Origin of the sequence: Streptomyces sp. NPDC052079 (assembly GCF_040680275.1) — a bacterium.
Lineage (GTDB): Bacteria > Actinomycetota > Actinomycetes > Streptomycetales > Streptomycetaceae > Streptomyces.
This window is the reverse complement of sequence record NZ_JBFAWL010000010.1, coordinates 64,153-90,132: the sequence shown is the minus strand read 5'-3', so window position 1 is coordinate 90,132 and position 25,980 is coordinate 64,153. Positions and strand designations below refer to the sequence as shown.

Here is a 25,980-nt window from a genome sequence, read left to right as displayed (position 1 = left end):
GAGTGAGGGGCTGAAAGAATTTTTCGGGAACGTCGCGCGGAGTGAAACTTTCCTGTCAGGTACGGGATGTGTCAATGGGGCGGGGCTGGTGACTCCGGGCGAAGTACTGTGAGTGAAGTGGTGTGATGGGTGACGGTGTCCCGGCGGGCGGAGTGATGTCAGTGGTGAGACGGAACGAGCAGCGGCGGGCCGCGCTGGTGGACGCGGCGATCGAGGTGCTGGCCCGGGACGGCGCCCGGGGCCTGACCTTCCGGGCGGTCGACACCGAGGCCGCGGTGCCGGTCGGCACCGCCTCCAACTACTTCGCCTCGCGCGACGAGCTGCTCACCCAGGCGGGCGCCCGGGTCTACGAGCGGCTCCAGCCGGAGGAGGAGCTCATCGCTCGGCAGCGGGCCGGCGGGCGGGACCGGGAGGCGTACGCGGTGCTGATGCGTGAAGTGGTCGGGCGTGTCGCCGCGTTCCGCACGGGCTATCTCGCGCTGCTGGAACTCCGGCTGGAGGCCACCCGGCGGCCGGAGTTGCGTACGGTGCTTACCGAACGGGTGCGTGCGGATGTGGCGGCGAACGTCCGCTATCACGAGGAGTCCGGCCTTCCCGGCGACGCCACGGCCGTCAAGCTGCTCTATCTGGCGTTCAACTGGCTCATCGTCGAACAGCTCACCCTGCCCGAGGTGTTCACCCCGGCGGAGCGCGACCGCCTGGTGGCGGCGGCGGTCGACCGGATCGTGGCCGCCGGGTAGCCGGCCTGTTTTCCTCGCCCCCGCCGCCCTTTCCCGTCCCGTCCCTGGGGGCTGTGCCCCCAGACCCCCCTTTCGGCCCTTCGGGCCTCGTCCTCAAACTCCCCCAGAGGGGGTACCCCCAGACGGGCTGAATTTTCAGCCCGTCCGGCACAATCCAGCCCCTCCGGCGTTTGAGGAGCGGGGGTCCGGGGGCAGCGCCCCCGGGGTCGGGAATGGGAAGGGGCGGCGGGGGCGAAACACCCTCACCCACCCTCCGGCCCGTACGCCGTCATAAAGCGGTCGCGGAACTTGTCCATGCCCCACCGCGGAGCGTCCGGCGCGGGCTTCAGCCCATCGGTCCAGCCCCAGTCCCCCACCCGCTCCAGCACCTTGGGATCCTTGGCGACGATCGTGACCGGCACATCCCTGTCGGTGCTCCCGTTCAGCACCGTAGGCACCGGCTGATGGTCCCCGAGGAACACCAGCACCGTATCCTCGTCGCCGTACCGCTCCACCCACTCCGTCAGGCTGCGCAGCGAGTACTCAATGGCCCGCCGATACTCGGTACGCACCTTCTCGGGGTCCTTCCAGACCTCCTTCGGGTCCGTGCCCTCCTTCTTGATCCCGTGGAACACCGAACCGTCACCGAGGTCATCCCAGTCGATCATGCGCGCGATCGGCGACCAGGGGTTGTGGCTGGAGGCCAGGATGATCTCCGCCATGATCGGCTCGCGGTCCTTCTTACCGTGCTCCAGGCGTTCGAAGGCCTCCAGCGAGAACTGGTCGGGCACCGGGGTCCAGCTGAAGTACGGCCCGTGGTAGCCGAGTTGCTCGGAGTCGTAGATGTGGTCCAGGCCGAAGAACTTGCCCTCCGGCCAGGCCCGCCGCACCCCGGGCACGATGCCGACGGTGCGCCAGTCGCCCGTCTTGCGGAAGTACTTGGTCAGGGTCATGCGGTCACTCGTGGTCAGACTGCGGTAGCGCTGCTGGTTCTTGATCCACAGTCCGGACAGGAAGGTCGAATGGGCGAGCCAGCTGCCGGCGCCCGTCACCGGCGACCTCAGCCAGCCGCTGCGCGAAGCGAAACCGGCGTCCTTCAGCCTCCGGGTGCCGTCCTTCAGCGCCGCGTCGATCGGCTCCGCCATCGCCGGGTCGTCGATCGCCACCCGGCCGTAGCTCTCGATGAAGGTGAACAGCACGTCCTTGCCGCGCAGCCCCGTGAGCAGCCGGTCGGGCGGTGTCTTCGCGAACGCGTCGACGGCGGCCTGCTTCTCGAAGACCCGCGCGTCGCGCAGTCCCGCGCGCACCTGTTCCACCCGGTTCCCCACGATGTCCGCCTCGACCTTGGCCGCGACCGGCAGACCGGAGTGCTGCACGCCCAGCGTGACGCACGTCATCCACGCCACGCCCAGGATCAGCGTCGTACGGGTGGCGACGGGACGGTGGCGGACCATCAGACCCGTCACCCGGACCATCGCCAGCGTCATGAGCACCAGCACCGCCAGGAACAGCACGATCACGCCGATCACGGCCAGCACCTGCCCGCTCCGCCCGAACGACTCCCGGACGAAGTCCGTCGCGTCGTCGAGCAGGATCCAGTCGAGCACCAGGTCGAAGGGCCGGGCCAGCACCTGGTAGAAGCCCATGTCGACGAACTTCAGCACGGTGATCAGACCCAGCAGCGCCCCCGACACCACCGCCGTGATCCGCCGCGGCCGGGGCGGGAGCGCCAGCAGCAGCGCCGCGAGCAGGATCCCCTCGGAGGGCAGCCGCAGGAACGCGAACAGGTTCACGCGTTCCATCCGGTTCGGCAGCAGCAGCGCGATCAGCAGCAGCGCCCCGGCGAGCACGGTGATCCCGACGGTCACCCCGCGTGCCGTACGGGGCCAGCGACGGCGCCAGCCGAACCAGCCCGGCGGCGTGACGGCCGGCGTACTCCCGGCGGTCTCCTCCGGCGCCGCCGGATCGCCGTCCCGGTCCGCTCCGCCCTCGGTGGTGTCCGGCAGCCGGCGGGGGCGAGTGAAGAGCGACACCCGGAGGGTCCTTCCGTGCGGTACTGCGATGGCATGGCGAACAGGACCCGTCGAACGGGTCTGCCCCCACCAGTACGGACGCCGGCCGCGACGGGTTCAACCCGCGCCCCGCCTCTTTCACCCGCCCGACGGGACGGCCCGGGACCCACCGGTACTTTTCCCGCGGCCTGTCGGGCACCGGACCCGGTCGCTAGGCTGACGGCGGACGACGAAACCGGGAGGAGCACGGACGTGGCCGAGAGCACCACCCAGCAGCGCCCCCTCATGGGCTGGGACAAGCCGGACCTGGACCTCAGCAATGCGGAGTGGCAGTCCAGCAGCCGAGGCCTGGGCGATGTCCAGATCGCCTTCGTGGAGGGATTCATCGCCATGCGCAACAGTGGCCGCCCGGAGAGCCCTTCCCTGATCTTCACCCCCGCCGAGTGGGGCGCGTTCGTGTCGGGAGCGCGGGAGGGCGAGTTCGACCTGACGTGAAAGGTGCGGCCGTCGCGGGACGGCCCGCCACCGGGGAGTGTTCCCCGCGATTTTCCGGACACGCGAGCTGAAGAGCCGTTGCCCGGCCATGCCTGAGTCAGGCTGGCCCGGGGAAGGCGAAGAGCGTACTCCGGAAGCGAGGAACCATGGACACCCAGCCGGTCGTCGCGGCGGTCGACGGTTCTCAGGAGAGCCTGCGTGCCCTCGAGTGGGCCGTCGACGCCGCCCGTCGGCGCGAGGCCCCGCTGCGGGTCGTGCACGTACGCCAGTACACCTCCTGGACACGGTCCCAGGTCCTGGTCTCCGGGCCGCCCGGCCCGGACGCGGACCCGGTCCTCGACCAGGTCCGCGGCCACATGGAGCCGCAGAGCGCGCTCCCGGACGTCGAGTACATCACCCTGGACGGCGCGCCCGGCGCGCTGCTGCCGGAGATGGGGGCGACGGCGCAGCTGCTGGTGCTGGGCTCCCGGGGCCGCGGAGGGTTCGCCAGTCTGCTGCTCGGTTCCAACTCGCTCGCGGCGGCACGCGACGCCGAGTGTCCCGTCGTGGTGGTGCCCCGCCCCAAGGGCGACGCCGATACGACGTCCGCGGCCGGCCGGCCCGTGGTCGTCGGCCTGAACGTCGACAGTCCCGACGAGGCCACGCTCGCCTTCGCCTTCACCGAGGCCGGTCTGCGCGGCACACGGCTGCGGGTCGTCGCCGCGTATTCCTGGCCGCTGCAGACCTGGATGCTGCCGGGGGAGGTGCCACCGCCGGACATCGACCAGGACGCCGTCGAGCACGAGACCCGCACCCTCGCCGAGGGTTTTCTGGCTGCCCACCGGGAACGGCATCCGGGCGTCACCGCCGGGACCGACGTGCTCCCGGGTGACGCGGCCGGTCATCTGGTCGACGCGTCGCAGGACGCGGAGTTGGTCGTCGTGGGGCGCCATCGCCGCCGGCTGATGGCGCCCGCCCGCATGATGGGCTCGGTCACCCAGGCGGTACTCCTCCACGCGGCGAGCCCGGTAGCCGTAGTACCGCCGGCCCCTCCGGAGGAGGCGTAGGACCTGTCCGGCGGATCGTGCCGGGGACGCGGGGCCTGGTACGCCCATCTGCGGCGTTGGGGACCCCCATCGCGTCGATTCCCTCCTCCGCCTTGCAGTTGGACGCACCCGACCCCGCTCACCTGGGTTGCACGGCGCCGCCCCCTTCCCCGACTTGATCCGCCGGACAGGCCCTCGCCCCGGACGCGCCGCCCCTGTCATCGACCGCATGCGGGACTAGATCACCGGGGACGCCCGGCTCGCGCTGGACCTCGTCCTCACCATCCGCCACGAGGGGGATGGCAAAGTCACCGACGACCTGACCGGTCCCGCCGCCCTCGCCGCCTCGGTGCGCGCCCGCCACGACGCACTCCCCGGAGCGGAGCGCCACCTCCCCGACGCCGCCTGCCTCACCGCCGTCCGTGCCTTCTTCGCCCATGCCGTCCGCCCCGCACCGGCCGGCCCGGCGGACGCGAACTGCCTGCTGTCCGTCCCCGAGGCGCTGCGCCGGCTGAACGAGGCCGCCGCCCGCACCCCCACCGTCCCGGTCCTGACCGGTGACGAGGACGGCGACCCCCTGGTACCGCGGCGGCCCGTGCCGGACGGCGCGGACGACCTGACCGCCATGCTCGCCCGGGCCGCCATCGGCTTCCTCACCGGCCCCGACCGGGAGCGGCTGCACGCCTGCCACGCCCCGCGCTGTGTGCGCTACTTCCTGAAGGAACACCTTGCGGCAACCGTGCCCGGGTGGCCCGCCACCACGAGCGGCACCGGCGGTCCGGGTAGTCGCGGCGGGCGTCGCCCGCGCGCCCGTACGTCGGTCCGGGCACGTACCATGGCCGCATGTCGTTCCTCCGCCGCCGTAGTGCCACCCCCGCCGGGCCCGACTTCGACGTACTGGCCATGGACCCGGGCGACTGGCCCGGCAACCTGGGTGCCGGGCTGCTGCCCGCCCCCGACGGCAGCTGCCAGGGTGTGTTCCTGCGGTACGACCTGTTCGGCGGACGCGGCCCGGCGATGATCATCGGCAATCTGCCCGAGGGCTCCCCGGCCCGGGACGTCCCCGAGGGCGAGGTCCCCTTCGAGGTCGGACAACTGCTGCTGGCGCTGGAGAACGACGAGGAGGTGACCGTCGTCGGCACCGAGGACGTGCCGGTGATGCAGGGCGACAATCTGCTGATCGTGCGGCGCGTCAAGCTGTCCGAGGGCCGGATCTCCTGTGTGCAGTTCGACCGCAGTGACAACGTCCTGGTGACCATCGCCGCCTGGGACCGCCCGATCACCGACGACCTGTACGCCCTCCTCAAGCCGCTGCCCGCGGAACTGTTCCAGCAGGGCTGACACTTCGGGGCCGGGCTCCACGGGGAACCCGGCCCCTTCACCACGCCTCCGGCGCCGCTACGACGACCGCACCGTCACGTCCGCGGCCCGCACGAAGCCGACCCGGTGGCCGAACTGGATCTCGTAGTACAGGTCCTTCCCCCGCACCACCCGGTGCGAGGCATCGTCGAAGGTCACCGCGTAGTAGTACTCGCCCGGGACCTTCCCCCCGGTCACATACTTCTGTCCCTTGAGCACCGTGTACGGCAGCGGCGACACCGCCTGCGCCGGCACACCCTCCGGGTAGGCCTCCTTCTCCGGATACGCCCTCCCGTAGACCGGCACCGAGTCGAGACCCTTCCTCGGGGTCACGACCTTGCCCTGCGTGGGCACGGCGGCGGGGTGCTTCTTGGGGTTCTTGAACCAGGCCTTCTGACCCAGGTACCAGATGGCCGTCCAGTCGCCCCAGCGGTCGGCGACCGCGTAGCTCTGGCCCGTGGACACCCGTGAGGACAGGTCGTTCACCCCGGTGGTCGGGGCGCGGCCGAGGCCGATGTCCCGGATCAGCGGGGAGCTCTCGTCATGGTCGGAGTACAGTCGCACGGCGCTGGACCCGTGCGTCGCGCAGGGCTCACCCGCGACCTCGCAGCCGGTGAAGACCGGCCGGTTGGCGGCATAGTCGGGCCGGATCGTCACCACACCGGAGTCCGGGCCGGCCGTCGCCTTCAGAGGGCGGCCGAGCAGCTCGAAGTAGTGCCGCCAGTCCCAGTAGGGGCCCGGGTCGGTGTGCATGCCGGGGATGGTCGCCGTGGTCGTTCCGGGCACGGTGTCATGGCCGAGGATGTGCTGCCGGTCCAGCGGGATGTCGTACTTCCCGGCGAGGTACTTCACCAGCCGGGCCGAGGACCGGTACATCGCCTCGGTGTACCAGGCGTCGGGCTCCGCCAGGAAGCCCTCGTGCTCCAGTCCGATCGACCCCGCGTTGACGTACCAGTTGCCGGCGTGCCAGGCCACGTCCTTCGCCTTCACGTGCTGGGCGATATGGCCGTCCGTGGAGCGCAGACTGTACTGCCAGGACACGTAGGTGGGGTCCTGCACCATGTTGAGGACGCCCTCCCAGGCACCCTCCGTGTCATGGATGACGATGTAGCGGATGTCCTGCGAGGCGGGCCGGTTCCCCAGATCGTGGTTGCCGTAGTCGCCGTCCCCGAGATCCTCGTACGGCGCCGGGATCCACTCGCAGGACACCGTCGTCGGGCACTCCGTGCCGGCGGCGGAGCTGGTGCGCAGCCCGGCGCGGCGCAGCGCGGAGGTGTCCGGCGCGAGGCCGGGACGGGCGGTCAGGGCGACCTGCTGTCCGGCGTCCGTGACCCGCTGCTCACCGGCGCGGATCACCTCGTACACCTCGTTGGCGTACGCCACCGCCGACGCGGTGTCGTCGGTGCCGGAGAAGAGCGCCACCGCCGCATACCAGTCCGCGGGGTCCTCGCTGCTCGGTTCGCCCAGCCGGCGCTGCGCCTCGGCCAGCAGCGCGGCGCCGCCCGCCACGTTCGCGGCCGGGTCCTCGCGCAGCTGCTCGGGACTGAGCCCGGTCAGCCGCGCCGCCTTCGGCAGGGTGGTGAGGCGGTCCGGCAGCCGGTCGGTGCGGGGCGCCCGCTCCTCGGGACGCAGCGGCCGGCGGGCGTCGTCGCCGCGGGGATCCTCCGTGCCCTCGCCGTGGTGGTCGGACGCGGCGAGCGCGGTGCGCGCGTCCGTGAGGTGCATCGGCCCGTAGCCGCCGGTCACGCTAGCGGCACCGCCGTGCGCGTCCCAGCGGGACTGCAGATAGGAGACGCCGAGCAGCACGCTCTGCGGCACGTCGTACTCGGCGGACGCGGCGGCGAATGCCTGTTGCAGCCGGGCGGTGGGCGGTTGGGCGGGGGTGGGTGCGGCGCCCAGCAGGGGCAGGGTCAGGGCGGCCGCCGCGAGGGTGCACAGGGTGCCGCGGGTAGCGCGTCGTGATGGTCCCGGCGTGGGACCGGGGTCGGTGGCGGGATGTCGCAATGCAGCCTCCTGGGGCGGGCGGGCATGGTGCGCCGTACGGTGCCGAGCGGTGCGTGTCAGTGGTACCGGTCGGCCGATAATCCGTCAATCATGCCCAGGGAGGCGTGAATTCCCTCGTCAATCGGGGTGTGCGGTGGTTTCGTGGCGGGTTGCGGCGGGGCCTGCGGTGCGTCAGTGGTGTACACCGGTGGCGCGGAGGAAAGCCCGGGCCAACTGTGCCCCATGTGTGGGCCCAGGGGGGAGGCACGACCGCCCGCGGCCGCGGGCAGTCGTGTACGTCAGCGCGTGCCCACCGCCGCCCGCACCGCCCTGCGGGCCAACTGGCAGTCGTCGTGCAGGCGCCGCAGCAGCAGCCGCTGCTCCTCGCCGGACGGTGCCGCGCCCGGATGCCCCGACGGCACCGGTACCGCCTCGTTCATCGACCGCTGCACGGCCGTCTCGCAGGTGCGGATCTCCCGGGTCAGCACCAGCATCAGATTCACCAGGAACGCGTCCCGCGAGGCGGGGCCCGCCGACTGGGCGATCTGGCTGATCTGCCGCCGGGCCACCGGCGCGTCCCCGAGGACCGACCACAGCGTCGCCAGGTCGTAGCCCGGCAGGTACCAGCCCGCGTGCTCCCAGTCCACCAGCACGGGACCGGCCGGTGAGATCAGGATGTTCGAGAGCAGCGCGTCGCCGTGGCAGAACTGGCCCATGCCCTGGCGCCCGGTCGCCAGCGCGATACCGCGCAGCAGCTTCTGCAGATCGCCGAGGTCGCGGTCGGTGAGCAGCCCCAGCTCGTGGTACCGGGAGATACGGGCCGCGTAGTCCAGGGGCGCGTCGAACGTCCCGGCCGGCGGCCGCCAGGAGTTCAGCCGGCAGATCGCGCCGAGTGCCGCCCTGATGTCCGCCCGCGGTGGTGCCTCGGCCGGGTGCCGCTGCAGCGCCGCCACCCGGCCCGGCAGCCGCTCGATCACCAGCGTGCAGTTGTCCGGATCCGCCGCGATCAGCCGGGGCGCCCGTACGGGAGGGCGGTGCCGGACGAACGAGCGGTAGGCCGCTATTTCATGGCGGATCCGCTCACTCCAGGCCGGGGAGTGGTCCAGTAAGCACTTGGCGACCGCGGTGTTCCGGCCGGTGGTGCCGACCAGGAGGACGGACCGGCCGGTGCGGCGCAGCACCTGGACGGGGGTGAACTCCGGGCAGATGCGGTGCACCGAGGCGATCGCCGTGCGCAGCTGGGCGCCCTGCGGACCGGACAGGTCGAGCCGCCCGCTGAGCGGCTGGGTGCCCGGTCCCGCGGTGCGCCGTGCGCCGCCCGCGCCGAGCACGGGCGCCGCCGGCCGCGCGGGGGAGAGGTAGGGGCCGCTGTCCGACGGACGCGGACGCAGCGGCCGGGGCGGGGCGGACACGGAGGACGATGCTGCGTACATGGGTGATACAGATCCCTTCGTGTGCCTGCGACGTCATCGCACCACCCGGCCCGGCCGCCCGGCGCACCCTGGGGAATGTCCCTGCGGCGACGGGGTCGTGGTGGCGCGTTCCTACTCGACACCCGAGGGCCCCTGGCACACCATCTGGCGCACCCTGGCGAACCCTGGCGAATAGTCGCCCGGCAACCCGCACCGGGCTACTGTCAACTCAGCCGAGAACCTGGGGGCTTGACGTGAGCGGACAACCCAACACCCGGCTCTCGGACCTGTTCGGCCTGGCCGGCTGGTCCAAGGGCGAACTCGCGAGGCTGGTCAACCGGCAGGCGGCGGCCATGGGCCACCCCCAGCTGGCGACCGACACCTCCCGGGTGCGGCGCTGGATCGACATGGGAGAGATCCCGCGCGATCCCGTACCGCGGGTGCTGGCGGCCCTGTTCACCGAGCGTCTCGGCCGTGTCGTGACCATCGAGGATCTCGGTCTGGTCCGGCACGGGCGTACGGGGAAACGGCCACGCCCCGGGAGTGCGGAACATCCCGACGGAGTGCCGTGGGCGCCCGAGCGGACAGCCGAGGTCCTCACCGAATTCACGGGAATGGACCTCATGCTCAACCGACGCGGCTTGGTGGGCGCGGGTGCCGCGCTCACCGCGGGATCCGCACTCAGCAGCGCCATGCACGACTGGCTGCACACCGATCCGGCCCTGACCGCCGACGCTCCCCGACTCGACCAGCCCCTGCGCGCCGAGCCCGCCGGGTTCGACCGCTACGAGGCGGCCCCCATCGGGTCGGAGGAGATCGAGGAGCTCGAACGCTCCGTGGAGGTGTTCCGCGCCTGGGACGCCGCCCGGGGCGGCGGTCTCCAGCGCAAGGCGGTGGTCGGCCAGCTCAACGAGGTGGGCGGCATGCTCGCCTACCGCCACCCACCCCATCTCCAGCGGCGCCTGTGGGGCGTCGCCGCCAACCTCGCCGTCCTCGCCGGCTGGATGTCGCACGACGTCGGGATGGAACCCACCGCCCAGAAGTACTTCGTCATCGCCGCCCACGCGGCCCGGGAGGGCGGTGACCGGCCGCGCGCCGGCGAGGCGCTGTCCCGGGCGGCCCGCCAGATGGTGCACCTCGGGCGGCCCGACGAGGCGATGGACCTGATGAAGCTCGCCCAGTCCGGCTCGGGCGAGGAGGTCCTGCCGCGCACCCGCGCCATGTTCCACACCATCGAGGCGTGGGCGCAGGCGTCCATGGGCAAGGGGCAGGCGATGCGCCGCACCCTGGGCCGTGCCGAGGACCTGTTCGTCTCCGACAAGGCGGACGTGCCGCCGCCGAGCTGGATGCAGCTGTTCAACGAGGCGGACCTGTACGGCATGCAGGCCCTGGCGTACCGGACGCTCGCGGAGTTCGAGCCGGACGCGGCCACGCACGCCCAGCACTTCGCGGACAAGGCGCTGGCCCTGCGGGTCGACGCACAGCAGCGGTCGAAGATCTTCGACTTCCTGTCCATGGCCTCCGCGTGCTTCATCGCGGACGATCCCGAGCAGGCGGACCGGTTCGCGCGCCTCGCCCTGGTGTCGATGGGGCAGAACTCCTCGCGCCGCACCTGGGACCGGCTGCGTCAGATGTACCGGCTCACCGCCGAGTACGCGTCGTATCCGAGGATCCAGGAGCTCAGGGAGGAAATCGAACTGGCGCTGCCCCGGCCCAGGAGCAAGGGCGGCAGCGCCCCGGCGTGAGCGCCGGTTCCGCGGGGGCCGTCAGGAGGCGACCCTGGCCACCAGCACGCAGGCGTGGTCCTCCCGCTCGCCCTCGCCGAACTCCCGTACCACCGCCCGGACACAGTCCTGCGCGGTGCGGGCTCCGGCGAAACCGGGGGCGAGGCCGAGCAGCCGGTGGACCGCGGTGGCTCCGGCGTGCCCGGGCACCAGCCCGTCGGTGTGCAGCAGTACCAGGTCACCGACCTCGAGGGTCTCCTCGGCCTGCTCGTAGGAGGAGCCCGAGGCGGCACCGAGCAGCACACCCCGGGGCGCCTCCAGCGCCCGCCCCGCCCCGCGGCGGAACAGCAGCGGGGCGGGGTGTCCGGCCTGCGCCCACACCAGTGAGCGGGTCGTGGGCCGGTAGCGCAGGCAGACGGCGCTGCCCAGGGCCGGCTGCACGGTGGCGTCCAGTAACCGGTTCAGACAGGCGAGCAGCGGGCCGGGTTCGGTGCCGGTCATGGCCATGCCGCGCACGGCGCCGAGCAGCATCGCCATGCCGGAGGCCGCCCCGACCCCGCGGCCGGTGAGGTCGCCGGCGCTCAGCAGCGTGGTGCCGTCGGACAGTTCCAGGGCGTCGTACCAGTCCCCGCCGACTGGCGCGTGCGCCGACGGCGGCAGATGGGCGGCGGCGACGTCCAGGGCGCGGGGCCCCTCGTGCGGGAGCCGCAGGGAGCCGCGCCACAGCGGCAGCACGGCCTCCTGCAACTCGACCGCGAGCCGGTGCTCGGTCCGCGCGGCGGCATGCCGCTGGTGGTGCAGCGAGTCACGGGTCTCGCTCACCGTCCGCCGGCAGCGGCGCAGTTCGCTGACGTCGCGCAGCACCGCCCACATCGAGACGGTGCTGCCGTCGGCACCGAGGACCGGTTCGCCCATCATGTGCACGGTGCGTACGCCGTCGTCCGGGCGCAGCACGCGGAACTCCCCGTCGATGGGCCGGGCGTCGACCAGACAGCCGGTGACCATCGCGGTCAGTCCGGGCCGGTCCTCGTCCAGCACCAGCGACGGCAGTTCGTCGAGGGTGAGCGGCGGAGCGGCGGGATCGCGGCCCAGAATGCGGTACAGCTCGGCGGACCAGCTCACCTCATCCGTGAGCAGGTTCCACTCCGCGCTGCCGACCCGGTCGAGCAGCAGGGCGTGCCGGGGCGCGGGCGGGCCGGCGGCATCCGGGCCGGACGGGGCGGGCGTGGACAGCGGGTCGTCCCGCAGTTCCGCCAGATGCCGGTCCAGGTCGTCGAGCTGATGCAGCGCCAGGTCGTACAGCGCGCGCCGCCAGCGTTCCCGCGGGTCCGTTCCGTCGTCCGGGGTGTCACGGCGTACGGCGTCCACGTCGCCCTTGAGCCGCCGGGTCTGCGAGATGAGCGCGTCGACCGGGCCGCGTCCTGGCGGCTGGGCGGCTGGGCGGTCCGCGGAGAGGTGGGACGGCATGACGCACTCCGATGCGGGGACGGTACGGCCTTCAGGCGGACGAAAGGGACCGCTACGACTGTGGCACAGCCCGCGACGGCCTGTAAGGGATTCGGCAACACACGATAAGGCGGTGCCCATGTCATATGCCACCGTCTTCCCGGGGTTACCCGGGGATATACGCCAGAGGCCCGATCGACGCCTCAACTCCCATGGTACGCAAGTGACATGACGCTACGTCGGAGACGGGGACGGCCACTCACTCAGCTGTTCGATGGCGAGGTGTTTGTTCGCCGGGACGTGTCGATGAAAACCGCGCGCTCAGTAGCGCAGCACCGCCGCCATCCCGTCCGCGTCGGCGAGCATGCCGTCCGGGACGAAGCGCACCTCGGCGCCGGTCTCCAGGCACTGCTCGACGATCTCGTCCACGATGTCCTCGCGGGCGTCCAGGTCGCCGTCCTCGGCGATGATCAGATGATCACCGGCGTCCCGCACGGTGATCCGGTAGTTCTCCTCGACGGCCAGCAGCCGGACCCGGCCCTCCCGGGCGCTCTGCCACAGCTCGTCGACGCCGGCCGCGAACTCCCTGCGCCCCCGGGCCGATTCCAGGGACCGGGCCACATCCTGCGTACCCTTGCGCGCCTCGTCCTCGAGCACCGGCCGCACCGCCTGCCACACCGCCTCCGGCGTACCGTGCGCCAGCCCGCCGCGCGGGATCTGCACGGCGTCCTTGGTCACGGTTCCGGTCTCGCGCAGCACGGACAGGGCGGCGGGCTCGCCGGTGACGTACAGCGGGCGCGGGTGCCGGCGCAGCAGCGCGGCCATCGCCGCGTCGGCATCGCGCAGGAACCGCCGGGTGTCCTCGTCCCGGAAGCTGCTCGGCTGGTCACCGACCCTCTCCTGCCGCTCCGGGTCGAACGCCCGCCCCTCACGGATCAGTGGGAAGCCTCCGGTGCGTTCCTCGGCGACCCGGTCTACCCCGCCGCTCCACAGGCTGACCCGGTCGGCGGACACGGACAGCACCCAGAACGGCCGCTCCGCCGTGTGGGCGGAGACGAGGTTGCGGGTCAGGAAGGTGTCCGAGATGGCGACCCGCTCGGGCACGCCGCGGGCGAGGGACCACACCTGGTGCTCGCCGGGGGCGGCGAAGATGGCCAGACCGTCCTCGGTGTGCGTCGGGTCGACCTCCGCCAGGGCCCGGTCGAGCTGCAGGGACACATCGGCGCGCCGGTCCCGACTGACCGCGGGATCGGCCTCCAGCCGCCTCTTGGCCTCGGCCACCATGGTGCGCAGCCGGACCGCGTCCTGGCTGTTGAAGCGCCGGCCCCGATGCGTCGGCGTCAGCACGGACACCGCCGGGTAGGGGCGCGGGCGACGAAGCTCGGCCAGGGCCGCGGGACTCAGATCGTGCTCCATGACAGCACCATAGGGCCGATCGGGCGGTACGGCATTTGGGGCAAAGGCCCCGGCGGGGGAGTGGGGCGGGGCCGGTCGCGGGTGCACGCTGGTGGGGGAGGTGAACCGGCGATGGCGCACCTGGACGTGGAAGGGCCGGCGGACGCCCGGACCCTCGTCGTCCGCCTGTCGTGGTGGGAGGCGCTCCTGGCCCGCAGGCGCACGGTGCGCGTGCCCCTGTCCGAGGTGCGGGCGACCGGCGTGGAACCCGACTGGTGGCGCGCGATGCGCGGCACGCCCGTCACCGGACGCTGCCGGCCGGGCAGGTTCTGCGTGGGGGAGCGGGAGCATCCGCTCGGCCGGGACTTCGTGGCCGTGCGCGCGGGGGTGCCGACCGTGCTGATCGACCTGTGGCACCCGGTGCCCTACGCCCGCCTGGCCGTCTCCGTGCCCGACGCGGGGCGGGCGGCGAAAACGCTGCGCCGCGGCGGGGACGGGGGCGAGGAGTACGGGTTCGTGGCGTCCGGGTAGCCGGTCAGAGACGGTCGTCGCCCCCGGGGCCGCAGGAACTGCCGCTCGGGGGCAGGGAGCCGTACAGCAGGAAGTCGTCGACCTTGCGGTGGACGCACTCGGACGAGCCATAGCCGGTGTGGCCCTCGTTCCGGTTGTCGAGCACCACCGCCGGGGAGCCGATCCGCTCGGCGGTCTCCACCGCCCACCGGTACGGCGTGGCGGGGTCGCCCCGGGTGCCGACCAGCAGCATCTTCGGCGTGTCGAGGTCCTTGACCTGCTCCCGGATGTAGTCGGTGCCCTTGGGCCGGCCGTAGCAGAGCACCACCTGGGCGAGCCGGTAGCGGCCGAAGACCGGCGAGACCTCCTCGTACTCGGACCGCAGCCGGGCCAGGTCCCGGGTCAGCCGCTCGGCGTCCGGGCGGTCGGGGTCGTCCGCGCAGTTCACCGCCATCAGCGCGGCCGGCACGTTGTCCGGCGGTACGTCCTCCGGGTCGACGACGGGGTCCTCGGCCCGCTGCGGTGCGGTCGGTGCCGCCCCGCCGGTCGCCAGTGCCTCCACCCCGCTGGTGTCCCCGTCCTGCATCAGCTGGGCGAGCGCGCGTTGCAGCAGCGGCCACGTCTCCTTGGTGTAGAGGCCCTGTCCGATGGCGCCGGCCAGGTCCTGACCGGTGAACTCGTACCCGAAGTCGGTCGGCACCGGGTTCTCGTCGAGCGAGTGGACCAGCTCCACGACCTGCTTGCGGGCGTCGCGCGCGTCCTGCCCGAAGGGGCAGGCGAGTTCCTCGGTGCACCACGTGAGGAAGTTCTCCAGCGCGGTCTGCTGCCCCCGCGTGCTCGCCAGCCCCTGCTCGGCCAGCGGCTCCGTCAGCGTGTCCACGCCGTCCAGCGCCATGCGCCCCACCTTCTCCGGGAACCGGGCCGCGTACACCGCGCCGAGCCGGGTTCCGTAGGAGAACCCCAGGTAGTTGAGCTTGTCGTCGCCGAGCGCCTGGCGCATCACATCGAGGTCCCGGGCGACGTTCACGGTGCCGATGTGCTCCAGGACGGGGCCCGAGTGCTTGGCGCACTCGGCGGCCACCTCGCGCAACTGCCGCAGCACCTCGCGCGGATCGGCCATCTCCTCTCCGTCGGTCGCCTCCAGCGCCCGGCTGGTGGCGTCGGTACCGCAGCTGACCGGTGAGGAGAGCCCGACGCCGCGCGGGTCGAAGGAGACCACGTCGTAGTCGTCGGTCAGGCCCAGGAAGTCCTTGCGGCCCTGGGCGAGTCCCTGTACCCCGGAAACGCCCGGGCCGCCGAAGTTCAGCACCACCGAGCCCCGGGGGCCGTCGGTGGCCCGGTAGCGGGCCAGCGCCAGCTCCAGCGTGCCCTCCCCGGGCTCCGCGTAGTCGAGGGGCACGGTGACGGTCCCGCACTGCATGTCCTTCGGCAGTTCCACGCCCTCGCAGGCCGACCATGTGATCTTCTGGTCGTAGAACCGGTCGAGGTCCGGCTTGACCGGGCCGTTGGCCGCGAGTCCCGTGCCCAGCAGGGCCAGGCCGACCGCCCCGGCGGCCGCGCAGCGCCGACCCGAGGGGCGCACCGCGCAGCTCCGGATCCGGGGTCGCTTCGACAGCTTGGCCAGCATCGATGCCTCCACGGACGCCCCGACCGGCGCCCTTGCTCACCATAGGCGCGCCCCGTGGCACCCGCCTGTCGGCCGTACGGCGGTACTCCGGGCGGGCCGTGCCGTGCGTGCGTCCGCCATGAGTTCGACGGCCTTTGCCCGCGGTTCGAGCGACGGTACCCCCGATGGGGTGAACCGGCTGCGGCATTCGGATGAGCCATAACCCGGATGCCGCAGCCGCGTTCTCTCCGGTACGGGCGAGCGCTCGTGACCAAGTCTGGAAGGGCAGGGAACCTATGAGACGGGTTACCCGAAACGGTGTGATCGCCGTCGCCGCCGCGTCGGGCGCGATGGCCATGGCGGTGCCGGCGCACGCCGACGCCGGGGCGGACGGCGTCGCCGCCGGTTCACCCGGAGTGGTGTCCGGAAACACCGTCCAGCTCCCGGTGCACCTCCCGGTGAACGTGTGCGGGAACACGGTGAACGTGGCGGGCCTCCTCAACCCCGCCGCGGGCAACACCTGTGTCAACGAGGACACGCGCGAGGAGAATCGTGCCGCGGACTCCGCAGCCGGGGCGGCCGCGGAAAGCGACACGCAGGACTCCCCGGGCGTGGTGTCCGGCAACGGGGTGCAGCTGCCGGTGGACCTCCCGGTCAATGTCAGCGGGAACAGTGTGAACCTGGCCGGCGTCGGCAACGGGTCGACGGACAACACCTCCACCAACACCTCCGGCGAGCGCCCCGACCGCCCGGCGGAACCGGAGCCCGAGCCGTCCACGCCGCCGCGGACCCTCCCCGATCCGGCGCCGCACGCGGCCCCGCGAGACGACGCCGCCCTCGCCGACACGGGCGCCGACCGGACGCTGCCGGTCCTCGCGACCGGCGCCGCCCTCTTCCTCGGCGGAGTGGCCCTGTACCGCCGAGCCCGCCCGCGGACGGACGGCTGACGTCCCCGGAGAAACGATCAGGCCCGCGTGGTCCCGCCGCCCGCACCGTCCGGCGGGGCCCCGCGGGTCAGCCGCGCCCGCGGTGGAAACGCCGGTGCAACTCCCTGACCTCCTCCGCCAGTTGGGGAACGGGCCCGGCCACGGCGACGCCCGGAGCGATCTCCTGGACGGGCAGCATCCGTACGGGCGGGGCGGGCACACCCAGCTCCGACAGCCAGGAGGTCAACTGCTCGGAGGAGGCGACGTACACGATGCGTCCGAGGCCCACCCAGGCGTGGGCGGCGGCGCACATCGGGCAGTGCTCCCCGGACGTGTACACCGTGGCCGCGGCCCGTTCGGCGGGCGACATGTGCGCCGCCGACCAACGCGCCAGCTCGAACTCCGGATGCCGGGTGCGATCTCCGGAGGCCACCCGGTTGTGGTCCTCGGCGAGCACCGCACCGTCGCCGTCCACCAGGACCGAACCGAACGGCTCGTCGCCGGACTCCAGCGCCTCGGCCGCCAGCTCCACACAGCGCCGCAGATACGGCAGTTCGTCATCCTTCACGACCATCGTCCGGCCTCCTCGTGACGGCGTGATCGACAGCAACCCTAATTCCGTTGCTCCCCATGGCGGCCCATGGTCGACTCATGCGCATGGACCACGCCGCCGTACTCGCCCTGTTCGACCGTGACATGCGCGAGGGGGCGCGGCCCGACGGCCCCGGCGCTTGCGTCGAGCGCGTGGGCGGGGTGGTCCGGCAGACGGCTCCCGCGCACGGCTGGAACGGCGTCGTTTGTTCGGCCCTGGACGAGGGGGACGTGGACGCGGCCATCGCGGAGCAGATCGCGTACTTCACCGGGCTCGGCCTCGAGTTCGAATGGAAGCTGTACGGCCATGACCTCCCGGCGGATCTCGGGCAGCGGCTCGTGGCCGCCGGCTTGACGCCCGGGCCGGAGGAGACGCTCATGATCGGCGAGGTGTCCGGCCTCTCCCTCGACACTGAGCCGCCCGAGGGCATCCGTGTCGTGCCCGTCACCGACCGGGCGGGCGTCGACCTGGTGGCCGAGGTGCACGAGAAGGCGTTCGGGGCCGACGCCTCCCGGTACCGACAGCAGCTGCTCGACCGGCTGACCGCCGCCCCGGACACGGTTGTCGCGGTCCTCGCCCTGGCCGGCGGGGAGCCGGTGAGCGCGGCCCGCATGGAACTGGTGCCGGGTGCCCGGTTCGCCGGACTGTGGGGCGGGGGCACCGTGCGGGAGTGGCGCGGACGCGGCATCTACCGCGCCCTGGTGGCCCACCGGGCCCGGCTCGCCGCGGACCGTGGCTACCGCTACCTGCAGGTCGACGCCTCCGAACAGAGCCGTCCGATCCTCGAACGCCTCGGCTTCGCCGCCCTCACCACGACGACTCCGTACGTGTACGCACCGGCGCCGTAAGCACGACGACTCCGGTGCGTGCGCGCCCGCGCGGTAAGGCGGGACAGCCCGTTCCGGCAGCGACGCGTCCGCCCGGGCCGCGACGGCCTCCTTCCGCACACCACAGTCGTCATGGCGCAGACACCGCTCGGGGACACCGTGCACGCCACGGTGACCCGGTACGAGCAGTGGCCCGCCACGCTCTGACGCGAGTCGGCGACGGCCGTCAGCGGCCGGCCTTCGTGCGGTCCAGCGCCGCCACCCCCAGTCCGGCGAGGCCGATCTGGATCAGCCACTCCATCCAGTCGACGCCCTTGGTGTCGGCCACCCCGAAGGCCGCGGCGAGCGCCGAGCCGATCAGTGCGGCGACGATGCCGACCAGGATCGTCCACAGGACCCCGATGCGCTGGCGCCCCGGGACCACCAGCCGGCCCAGAACGCCGATGACAATGCCGATGAGGATGGCACTGATGATGCCGTCGATCTCCATCTCGCCCCTTTTCCTCGTGTCCCCGCTGCTGTGCGTCTGCCCCCTCGCCGGAGGGACAGTCCGGCCCGGACACGAAAGGGCCGGCCCGCGGTCGACGCGGGCCGGCGCTCCGCTCCTTTCGTGGCCTGTCTATGCCTTGCGCCCGGTCCTGGCGGCGGTGGCCAGGCAGACCGTGCCGAGTGCCACGGCGAGGGCGCCGATGACGACGTTGTTCCAGATCACACCGGCGTCCGGGCCGTCGCCGACGATCCACGGAGAGATGATCATCCAGATGCCCACGGCGCACATGGCTCCGCTGAGGCCGTACATACGGGCCGGGGCCGCGGTGAACCCCAGGGCGAGCAGGCCGATCGCGATGCCCACGATCAAATTGTGGGGCACGAGAGCGGGCTGGCTCGCCGTGTAATGGAGAATCCACGGGGACACCGCACAGTAGAGGCCGAGCAGGAAGACCGGCCCGTCCACGAGGACCACGTCACGACCGCCGAGCACACGGTCGTACCGTGCCCGCAGCTCCGCTGCGTCGGGATGGCTCGCGAGGTCACCGCGCGGGTGCGAGACGTTGGCCATGACTCCTCTCCTTCGACTAGCAAGCCTGACTGCGTCTTGTGTGGTATGCGACATAAGAGCCGCATAAGTCTTATTTTGCGCTTATCTCGTCTTTATGTGTAGAGCCTGGGGGCGGAATCCGGTCAACCGGTCTGCTGTGATGACTGGTCTAAACCCTTGACTGGTACAGACCAAAGCGCTTGAGTGTGCTCCACACCCCCACCGCGGCCGCCCCCCACTGCCGTGACCGGCCCCGCCGGCGCGTGCGGGCGAGGCTTCGCTCAGGCATGTCCTCGCCCGGGAGCGGCCGTGCCCCCAAAGGAGTTGATCCCTTGTCGAGACGCCGTATCGCCGCCATGACGGCCGCCCTGGTCCTCGCCGGCAGCGCCCCCGTACTGCTCCCCGCCGCGACCGCCTCCGCCGCCTCCTGCTCCAGCTATCCCAACTGGGTCGCCGGAAGGTCGTACAACGCCGGTGACATCGTGCGTTACACCGACGGCAAGGCGTACATCGCCGAGCACGCCAACCCGGGTTACGACCCGGTCATCAGCACCTGGTACTGGGAGCCCTACGCCTGTGACAACGGCCCCGGCGCGCCCGTCGGGAACTTCGTCGTGAGCGAGGCGCAGTTCAACCAGATGTTCCCGGGCCGGAACTCCTTCTACAGCTACCGGGGGCTGACCGCCGCCCTGAGCGCCTACCCGGGCTTCGCCAACACCGGCAGCGACGCGGTCAAGAAGCAGGAGGCCGCAGCCTTCCTCGCCAACGTCCACCACGAGACCGGCGGTCTGGTGCACATCGTGGAGCAGAACACCGCCAACTACCCGCACTACTGCGACTCCGGGCAGCCGTTCGGATGCCCGGCCGGACAGGCGGCGTACTACGGGCGCGGCCCGATCCAGCTGAGCTGGAACTACAACTACAAGGCGGCGGGCGATGCGCTCGGCATCGATCTGCTGAACAACCCCTGGCTCGTGCAGAACGACTCCACCGTCGCCTGGAAGACCGCCCTGTGGTACTGGAACACCCAGCGGGGTCCCGGGTCGATGACCGCGCACAGCGCCATGGTCAACCAGGCCGGGTTCGGCCACACGATCCGCGCCATCAACGGCTGGGTGGAGTGCGACGGCAAGAACCCGGCGCAGGTGCAGAGCAGGGTGACCAAGTATCAGCAGTTCGCCCAGATCCTCGGTACGTCGCCCGGCGGCAACCTGTACTGCTGACGCCCTCCGTGATGTCATGCCCCTGACCATCCGCACGGCCGGGCGCGCACCTCGCGCGCCCGGCCGTACTTGGACGAAAGGGCATCCGCCATGCGCACCCCCCACGCCCTGTTCGCCGTGACCGTCTCGGCCGCGCTGGCCGCGACGGTCCTGGCACCGGCGCCCGCCGTGTCCGCCGCAGCCGCCGGCGCCCTCCCGCCGCCCGGCACGTACTACGTGCAGAGCGCGGTGACCGGGCTCAACGCCGCCGACAGCGCGGGAGCGGTCGAACAGCACAGACCGCGCGGCAACGAGGACCACCAGCAGTGGAGCCTGAGCGCCGACGGCACCCTGGAGAGCACCGACAGCCCCGGCATATGCCTCGGGCGCGCGGGCGACCGCGCCCGGACCGTCGCCTGCGACGGCCCCGAGGCGCGCTGGGAGATCGCCTCCGCGGGCGCCGACCGGTTCACGCTCACCGTCCCCGGCACGGACCGCCGCCTCACCGTCGCCCCCAAGCCCTCCGGCGCCAATCACCCCGCCCCGCTCGCCGTCGGCCCCGGCACCGGTGACCTCGCCGCCTGGTACCTCACGCCGGTCGACCCGGTCACCCGCCCCATGCCGCCCGAGAGCCGGCGCACCTTGGACCAGGTCACCTTCCTCACCGCCCACAACGCCTACGCCAACGGCGTGGACGGCGGCTTCGCCCCGCCCTTCGTCGACCTCTTCCCCAACCAGACCCGTGGCATCGAGCGCCAGCTCGCCGACGGGGTCCGGGGCTTCATGCTCGACATCCACCAGACGCCGGACGGTGCGATCCTCTGTCACAACAGCTGCACCCTCGTCCGGGGGCCGGTCGCCCTGTGGGTCGACCTCCAGCGGATCGTCGACTTCCTGCGCGCCCGCCCCGACCAGTTCGTCACCGTCTTCCTGGAGGACTACGTCGACCCGGGCGTCCTGCGCGCCGAACTCGCCCGCGTCCAGGGGCTGTCGGACGTGCTGTACCGGCCGGACCGCACCGGTGTCCGCGAGAACGGCTGGCCTGCCCTGGCGGAGCTGACCGCCGCGGGGCAGCGGCTGCTGATCTTCTCCGATCACAGCCGCGCCGCCGACGAGGCCGCCGGGCTGACCCGGGACACCTTCGGCGTGATGTACCAGCGCGAGTGGACCGTCGAGAACTACTGGTCCATGGGCTCGGGCCTGGGCGCCTCCGACTGGTCCTGCTACAGCCGCTGGTACGACGCGGGCACCAACATCCCGCTGACCCGTACCGAGCCGGGCTTCAGGCCTCTGTTCGTCATGAACCACTTCCGGGACGCGGCGATGGCCTCCACGGCCGGTACGGACAACTCCAAGCTCGCCGACCGCGCCCGCCGGTTCTGCGGGCCGGCCGCCCGCAAGAAGCCCAACTACCTCGCCGTGGACCGCTACGACCTCGGCAACCCCGCGGCCGCCGTCGCCGACCTCAACACGTACATCTACCCGTAGGGGCCGACCGGTCCCCTCCCCGGGGGAACCGCTCGGGGAGGGGAGTGGCGCCCACGGCAGTTTTACGTATAACCTCTCCGGTCACACCACCCGCGAGAGGTCACGATGAGACGCATCGCCCTGGTCACCCTCGTCGTCGACGACTACGACGAGGCGATCCGGTTCTACACCGAGGCCCTTGGCTTCCGCCTCGCCGAGGACGCGCCCCGGCCGGACGGCGGCCGCTGGGTCGTCGTCGAACCGGAAGCGGGACACACCGGCGCCGGACTGCTGCTCGCCCGCGCCAAGGGCGACGCCCAGCGGGCCGGGGTCGGCGACCAGACCGGCGGGCGCGTGGGCTTCTTCCTGCACACCGACGACTTCGCCCGCGACCACGCGCGCATGACCGCCGCCGGCGTGACCTTCCTGGAGGAGCCGCGTCATGAGCCCTACGGCTCGGTCGCCGTCTTCCAGGACCTGTACGGCAATCGCTGGGACCTGCTCCAGCCCGCCGCCTGACCTCTCCCCCCCCCGCTTTTCTGCTTTCGAACCGCCCGCTCAAGGAAGTCCCGTATGAACGCTACGCGTGTAGACGCCGAACTGATCCGCCGCCTCCCCAAGGCCGTCCTGCACGACCACCTCGACGGCGGTCTGCGCCCCGCCACCGTGGTGGAGCTCGCGGAGGCGGTCGGCCACACCCTGCCCACCACCGATCCCGAGGAGCTCGCCGCCTGGTACGTCGAGGCCGCGAACTCCGGGGACCTGGTCCGCTACATAGCCACCTTCGAACACACCCTCGCCGTCATGCAGACCCGCGAGGGCCTGCTGCGCACCGCCGAGGAGTACGTGCTCGACCTCGCCGCCGACGGCGTCGTCTACGGCGAGGTGCGCTACGCCCCCGAGCTGAACACCCGGGGCGGGCTGACGATGCGCGAGGTCGTGGAGACCGTCCAGGAGGGGCTCGCGGCCGGTATGGCCAAGGCGGCCGCCGCCGGGACGCCCGTCCGGGTCGGCACGCTGCTCTGCGGCATGCGCATGTTCGACCGCGTCCGTGAGGCCGCCGACCTTGCCGTCGCCTTCCGGGACGCCGGAGTCGTCGGCTTCGACATCGCCGGCGCCGAGGACGGCTTCCCGCCCGCGGACCACCTCGCCGCCTTCGAGCATCTGCGGCGCGAGAGCGTGCCGTTCACCATCCACGCCGGCGAGGCCCATGGACTGCCCAGCATCCACCAGGCCCTCCAGGTCTGCGGGGCCCAGCGGATCGGGCACGGTGTGCGCATCACCGAGGACATCCCCGACCTCGGGGCGGGCAAGCTCGGGCGGCTGGCCGGCTGGGTCCGCGACCGCCGGATCGCGCTGGAGATGTGCCCCACGTCCAACCTCCAGACCGGCGCCGCGGCCTCGATCGCCGGCCACCCGATCACCGCGCTGAAGAACCTCGGCTTCCGCGTCACCCTCAACACCGACAACCGCCTCGTCTCGGGCACCACCATGACCCGGGAGATGTCCCTGCTGGTCGAGCAGGCCGGGTGGACGATCGAGGATCTGCGCACGGTCACGGTGAACGCGGTGAAGAGCGCCTTCCTGCCCTTCGACGAGCGGACCGCCCTCCTCCGTGACGTGGTGCTGCCCGGCTACGACGCGGCGGTCCGGACCAGCCCGCGCACGTAGGCCGCCTGTCCGACGTGCTGCAGATCGTCGGACAGGACGCTGACCAGCCGTACCCCCAGCGTCACCGGGGGGTCCCAGCGCTCGTCGACGACTCGCTCCAGATCCTTGGCGGTCAGCGTGCGCAGGGCCCCGAGGGTCTGCTCGTGCACCGCGTCGTAGTAGCCGGTCAGCAGGTCGCCGGAGTCGACCCGCACCTTGGCGACCTGCGCCGGGGTGTGGCCGTACCCGGTGTCGTGGCGCGGCAGACCGAGCCCGAAGCGCTTCTCCCAGCCGTCGGAGAGCCACACCTGGTCGAGGCCGAAGGCGTCCGCGACATGGTCGTCCTGGATGCGGGTGAGGTGCCAGACCAGCCAGGCGATCGAGTTCGCCTCCGGGCCGGGCCGGGCGGCGAGCTCGTCCGGGCCGAGGCCCTCGACGGCGGCGTGGACTTCTTCCCGGATGCGGCCGAAGCCGTCGATGAGGATGTCCTTGGCATGCATGGGTCCACCCTCGCGCATCCGCGCGCCTCACGCGCCCCCGTCGTCCAGCAGGGCCATCAGGGCCCGCGCCGCCGGACTGGTCGCCCGCGGGGCCGGCACCAGCGCGACCGTCTCGTACGCCGCCTCGCCCGTGCCCTTCAGCCGCAGCGCGGTGAGCGCCGGGCGCTTGTGCCGGAAGTGCCGCGGGACCACGGCGATGCCCAGGTTCTCGTCGACCAGGTCCAGCAGGCTGTGCACGTCGTTCACCTCCAGCGCCACCGTGCGCCGTACCCCCGCCGCGGCGAAGGCGGCGTCGGTGGCACGGCGCGGGCCCCAGTCGGGGTGGAAGTCGACGAAGACCTCGCCGGCCAGGTCGCGCGGCGTGGGGGGCACCCCGTCCCGGGCCAGGCGGTGGTCCGGATGGCACAGCACGGTCATCGGTTCACCCGTCAGCGGCACGCAGCGCAGATGCTCGGGATCGGCCTCCGTCCGGTAGGCGAAGGCGAGGTCCAGCCGGCCCGCCGCTACCTCCTCGGCCAGCGCGGCCGAGCCCCATTGGCGCAGCCGGATCTCCACGTCCGGGTGAAGCCGCCGGAACGCGGCGAGCAGCCCGGCCACGTTCACCCCCGCGATGCACTGCTCCGTGCCCAGCGCCAGCGTGCCGCGCAGCACACCCTGCACCGCGGCCACCGCCTCGTGCGCCGCCCGCACCTGCGCCAGGATCCGCTCGGCCTCCGCCAGCAGCGCCCGCCCGGCCTCGGTGAGCGTCACCCTGCGGGTCGTCCGTACGAACAGCGGCGTCCGCAGCTCCCGCTCGAGCGCGCGGATCGACGCGGACAGGCCCGACTGGGAGACCATCAGCCGTTCCGCCGCGCGGGTGAAGTGCCGGTCCTCGGCGACGGCCACGAAGTGCTGGAGGTGACGCAGTTCCATGATTGAGAACCGTATCCGCTGAATTCCATCGGATTCTTCTGTTGGACCACTGCCCGCAGGTCACGACAGAGTGGAGTAACGGTTCGACAGAACCGCCGGAAGACGTGCCAACCCCTCTGGAGTCGCGTTGTACACCGCACACCCCGACCGTTACGCGGACATGCCCTACCGGCGCACCGGACGCAGCGGCCTGAAGCTCCCCGCGCTCTCGCTCGGCCTGTGGCACAACTTCGGACCCGACCGTCCGGCCCAGACCCAGCGCGCCATCCTGCGCCGCGCCTTCGACCTGGGCATCACCCACTTCGACCTGGCCAACAACTACGGGCCGCCGCCCGGCGCGGCCGAGACCGCCTTCGGCGATGCGCTGAGGACGGACTTCGCGCGGTACCGCGACGAGCTGGTGATCTCCACCAAGGCCGGCTACCTGATGTGGCCCGGCCCCTACGGCGAATGGGGCTCGCGCAAGCACCTGCTGTCCTCGCTGGATCAGAGCCTCGGCCGGATGGGCCTGGAGTACGTCGACATCTTCTACTCGCACCGCTTCGACCCGGAGACTCCCCTGGAGGAGACGATGGGCGCCCTGCACACGGCCGTCCAGCAGGGCAAGGCGCTGTACGTCGGCGTGTCCAACTACTCCGCCGAGCAGACCCGCGAGGCCGCCCGCATCCTTGGCGAGCTGGGCACACCGCTGCTGATCAACCAGCCCCGCTACTCGATGCTCGACCGCCGTCCCGAGGACGAGGGACTGCTGGACGCCCTGGACGAGCTCCAGGTCGGCTCCATCGCCTACTCCCCGCTGGAGCAGGGCCTGCTCACCGGCCGCTATCTCGACGGCATCCCCGAGGACTCCCGGGCGGCGAGCGACAGCCCCTTCCTGAGCAGCGACGCCGTCACCGGGGAGCTGGTGGGCCGGCTGCGTACGCTCAACGAGATCGCCGCCTCCCGGGGGCAGACCCTGGCGCAGATGGCGCTGGCATGGGTGCTGCGCGGCGGCCGTCTCACCTCCGCCCTGGTCGGCGCGAGCAGCCCGCAGCAGCTCGAGGACAGCGTGGCCGCCACCCGCAACCTCGACTTCACCGAGGACGAGCTGAGGCGCATCGACGCGGTGGTGAGGCGGTAGTCCGCCCGGAATCCGTGCACGGCACGCGGTAGTCGGTCCAGAGTCCCGTACACGGCACG

At 72.2% G+C, this 25,980-nt stretch carries 24 protein-coding genes and 1 pseudogene; 14 read left to right on the top strand and 11 right to left on the bottom strand.

Annotated features, from left to right (window positions below):
• Positions 1–161: 161 nt before the first annotated feature.
• Entirely contained in the window at positions 162–740 is a 579-nt protein-coding gene (locus AB0L56_RS17565; protein WP_365424276.1) for a TetR family transcriptional regulator, read from the top strand.
• Between the two features lie 242 nt (positions 741–982).
• Here the strand turns inward: AB0L56_RS17565 and AB0L56_RS17560 are convergent, their stop codons facing one another.
• Complete coding sequence (locus AB0L56_RS17560; RefSeq protein WP_361032486.1) at positions 983–2,752, bottom strand: sulfatase; 1,770 nt, start codon at positions 2,750–2,752, stop codon at positions 983–985.
• 231 nt (positions 2,753–2,983) lie between these two features.
• On the opposite strand from AB0L56_RS17560, the gene AB0L56_RS17555 reads away from it, so the two are divergent.
• From AB0L56_RS17555 to AB0L56_RS17540, 4 genes and pseudogenes are all read left to right on the top strand, one after another.
• The gene (locus AB0L56_RS17555; protein ID WP_361032488.1) at positions 2,984–3,226 is read left to right on the top strand and encodes a DUF397 domain-containing protein; all 243 of its coding nucleotides are present in this window, start codon (positions 2,984–2,986) and stop codon (positions 3,224–3,226) included.
• A gap of 146 nt (positions 3,227–3,372) precedes the next feature.
• The gene (locus AB0L56_RS17550) at positions 3,373–4,272 is read left to right on the top strand and encodes a universal stress protein (protein ID WP_361032491.1); all 900 of its coding nucleotides are present in this window, start codon (positions 3,373–3,375) and stop codon (positions 4,270–4,272) included.
• 220 nt (positions 4,273–4,492) lie between these two features.
• Positions 4,493–5,037: pseudogene (locus tag AB0L56_RS17545) on the top strand (ABATE domain-containing protein).
• Positions 5,038–5,094: 57 nt separating this feature from the next.
• Positions 5,095–5,592: a hypothetical protein gene (locus tag AB0L56_RS17540; RefSeq protein ID WP_004991805.1), complete on the top strand. Its 498-nt coding sequence runs from the start codon at positions 5,095–5,097 to the stop codon at positions 5,590–5,592.
• 57 nt (positions 5,593–5,649) lie between these two features.
• On the opposite strand, the gene AB0L56_RS17535 is transcribed toward AB0L56_RS17540, so the two are convergent.
• Together AB0L56_RS17535 and AB0L56_RS17530 are read right to left on the bottom strand one after the other, a co-directional pair.
• Positions 5,650–7,548: an N-acetylmuramoyl-L-alanine amidase gene (locus AB0L56_RS17535; RefSeq protein WP_365424399.1), complete on the bottom strand. Its 1,899-nt coding sequence runs from the start codon at positions 7,546–7,548 to the stop codon at positions 5,650–5,652.
• 344 nt (positions 7,549–7,892) lie between these two features.
• Positions 7,893–9,026 carry an aminoglycoside phosphotransferase family protein gene (locus AB0L56_RS17530; protein WP_361032498.1) on the bottom strand — a complete coding sequence of 378 codons (1,134 nt, stop codon included), beginning with the start codon at positions 9,024–9,026 and terminating at the stop codon, positions 7,893–7,895.
• 233 nt (positions 9,027–9,259) lie between these two features.
• On the opposite strand from AB0L56_RS17530, the gene AB0L56_RS17525 reads away from it, so the two are divergent.
• The gene (locus AB0L56_RS17525; RefSeq protein WP_361032501.1) at positions 9,260–10,750 is read left to right on the top strand and encodes a hypothetical protein; all 1,491 of its coding nucleotides are present in this window, start codon (positions 9,260–9,262) and stop codon (positions 10,748–10,750) included.
• 21 nt (positions 10,751–10,771) lie between these two features.
• Here the strand turns inward: AB0L56_RS17525 and AB0L56_RS17520 are convergent, their stop codons facing one another.
• Both AB0L56_RS17520 and AB0L56_RS17515 read right to left on the bottom strand, forming a co-directional pair.
• On the bottom strand, positions 10,772–12,196 hold the full coding sequence (locus AB0L56_RS17520; protein WP_365424272.1) for a SpoIIE family protein phosphatase: 1,425 nt from the start codon (positions 12,194–12,196) through the stop codon (positions 10,772–10,774).
• A 300-nt stretch (positions 12,197–12,496) separates the two neighbouring features.
• The gene (locus AB0L56_RS17515) at positions 12,497–13,591 is read right to left on the bottom strand and encodes a chemotaxis protein (protein ID WP_361032507.1); all 1,095 of its coding nucleotides are present in this window, start codon (positions 13,589–13,591) and stop codon (positions 12,497–12,499) included.
• A 111-nt stretch (positions 13,592–13,702) separates the two neighbouring features.
• On the opposite strand from AB0L56_RS17515, the gene AB0L56_RS17510 reads away from it, so the two are divergent.
• Positions 13,703–14,101 (top strand): hypothetical protein, encoded by a 399-nt coding sequence (locus tag AB0L56_RS17510; protein WP_361032510.1) that lies wholly within the window; start codon positions 13,703–13,705, stop codon positions 14,099–14,101.
• A 4-nt stretch (positions 14,102–14,105) separates the two neighbouring features.
• Here AB0L56_RS17510 and AB0L56_RS17505 read toward each other — a convergent pair whose 3' ends face one another.
• Positions 14,106–15,707: an alpha/beta hydrolase gene (locus tag AB0L56_RS17505; protein ID WP_365424269.1), complete on the bottom strand. Its 1,602-nt coding sequence runs from the start codon at positions 15,705–15,707 to the stop codon at positions 14,106–14,108.
• Between the two features lie 299 nt (positions 15,708–16,006).
• On the opposite strand from AB0L56_RS17505, the gene AB0L56_RS17500 reads away from it, so the two are divergent.
• Positions 16,007–16,633 (top strand): chaplin, encoded by a 627-nt coding sequence (locus tag AB0L56_RS17500; RefSeq protein ID WP_365424267.1) that lies wholly within the window; start codon positions 16,007–16,009, stop codon positions 16,631–16,633.
• 67 nt (positions 16,634–16,700) lie between these two features.
• Here AB0L56_RS17500 and AB0L56_RS17495 read toward each other — a convergent pair whose 3' ends face one another.
• Positions 16,701–17,186, bottom strand: coding sequence for a nucleoside deaminase (locus AB0L56_RS17495; protein WP_361032519.1), 486 nt, complete (start codon positions 17,184–17,186; stop codon positions 16,701–16,703).
• Between the two features lie 83 nt (positions 17,187–17,269).
• On the opposite strand from AB0L56_RS17495, the gene AB0L56_RS17490 reads away from it, so the two are divergent.
• Positions 17,270–18,052: a GNAT family N-acetyltransferase gene (locus AB0L56_RS17490; protein ID WP_365424397.1), complete on the top strand. Its 783-nt coding sequence runs from the start codon at positions 17,270–17,272 to the stop codon at positions 18,050–18,052.
• A gap of 205 nt (positions 18,053–18,257) precedes the next feature.
• On the opposite strand, the gene AB0L56_RS17485 is transcribed toward AB0L56_RS17490, so the two are convergent.
• Positions 18,258–18,521: a GlsB/YeaQ/YmgE family stress response membrane protein gene (locus AB0L56_RS17485; RefSeq protein ID WP_365424264.1), complete on the bottom strand. Its 264-nt coding sequence runs from the start codon at positions 18,519–18,521 to the stop codon at positions 18,258–18,260.
• Positions 18,522–18,650: 129 nt separating this feature from the next.
• Positions 18,651–19,091, bottom strand: a complete 441-nt coding sequence (locus AB0L56_RS17480) for an SPW repeat protein (RefSeq protein ID WP_361032525.1) — start codon at positions 19,089–19,091, stop codon at positions 18,651–18,653.
• A gap of 311 nt (positions 19,092–19,402) precedes the next feature.
• Between AB0L56_RS17480 and AB0L56_RS17475 the strand changes: the two genes are divergently transcribed.
• The 4 genes from AB0L56_RS17475 to AB0L56_RS17460 all read left to right on the top strand — a co-directional run bounded on the left by AB0L56_RS17475 (position 19,403) and on the right by AB0L56_RS17460 (position 23,410).
• A complete protein-coding gene (locus AB0L56_RS17475; RefSeq protein ID WP_365424262.1) occupies positions 19,403–20,293 on the top strand; it encodes a glycoside hydrolase family 19 protein in 891 nt (296 codons plus the stop codon).
• Between the two features lie 90 nt (positions 20,294–20,383).
• Positions 20,384–21,760, top strand: coding sequence for a phospholipase (locus AB0L56_RS17470; RefSeq protein WP_365424260.1), 1,377 nt, complete (start codon positions 20,384–20,386; stop codon positions 21,758–21,760).
• Between the two features lie 105 nt (positions 21,761–21,865).
• The gene (locus AB0L56_RS17465; protein WP_365424258.1) at positions 21,866–22,258 is read left to right on the top strand and encodes a VOC family protein; all 393 of its coding nucleotides are present in this window, start codon (positions 21,866–21,868) and stop codon (positions 22,256–22,258) included.
• A 54-nt stretch (positions 22,259–22,312) separates the two neighbouring features.
• A complete protein-coding gene (locus AB0L56_RS17460; RefSeq protein ID WP_365424256.1) occupies positions 22,313–23,410 on the top strand; it encodes an adenosine deaminase in 1,098 nt (365 codons plus the stop codon).
• Here AB0L56_RS17460 and AB0L56_RS17455 read toward each other — a convergent pair.
• Positions 23,374–23,889, bottom strand: a complete 516-nt coding sequence (locus tag AB0L56_RS17455) for a DUF664 domain-containing protein (RefSeq protein WP_365424254.1) — start codon at positions 23,887–23,889, stop codon at positions 23,374–23,376. The two genes, AB0L56_RS17460 and AB0L56_RS17455, sit on opposite strands and share 37 nt — an antisense overlap.
• A 27-nt stretch (positions 23,890–23,916) precedes the next feature.
• Positions 23,917–24,801, bottom strand: a complete 885-nt coding sequence (locus AB0L56_RS17450) for a LysR substrate-binding domain-containing protein (RefSeq protein WP_365424252.1) — start codon at positions 24,799–24,801, stop codon at positions 23,917–23,919.
• Between the two features lie 127 nt (positions 24,802–24,928).
• Between AB0L56_RS17450 and mgrA the strand changes: the two genes are divergently transcribed.
• Complete coding sequence (gene mgrA, locus AB0L56_RS17445; protein ID WP_365424250.1) at positions 24,929–25,921, top strand: L-glyceraldehyde 3-phosphate reductase; 993 nt, start codon at positions 24,929–24,931, stop codon at positions 25,919–25,921.
• Positions 25,922–25,980 lie beyond the last annotated feature (59 nt).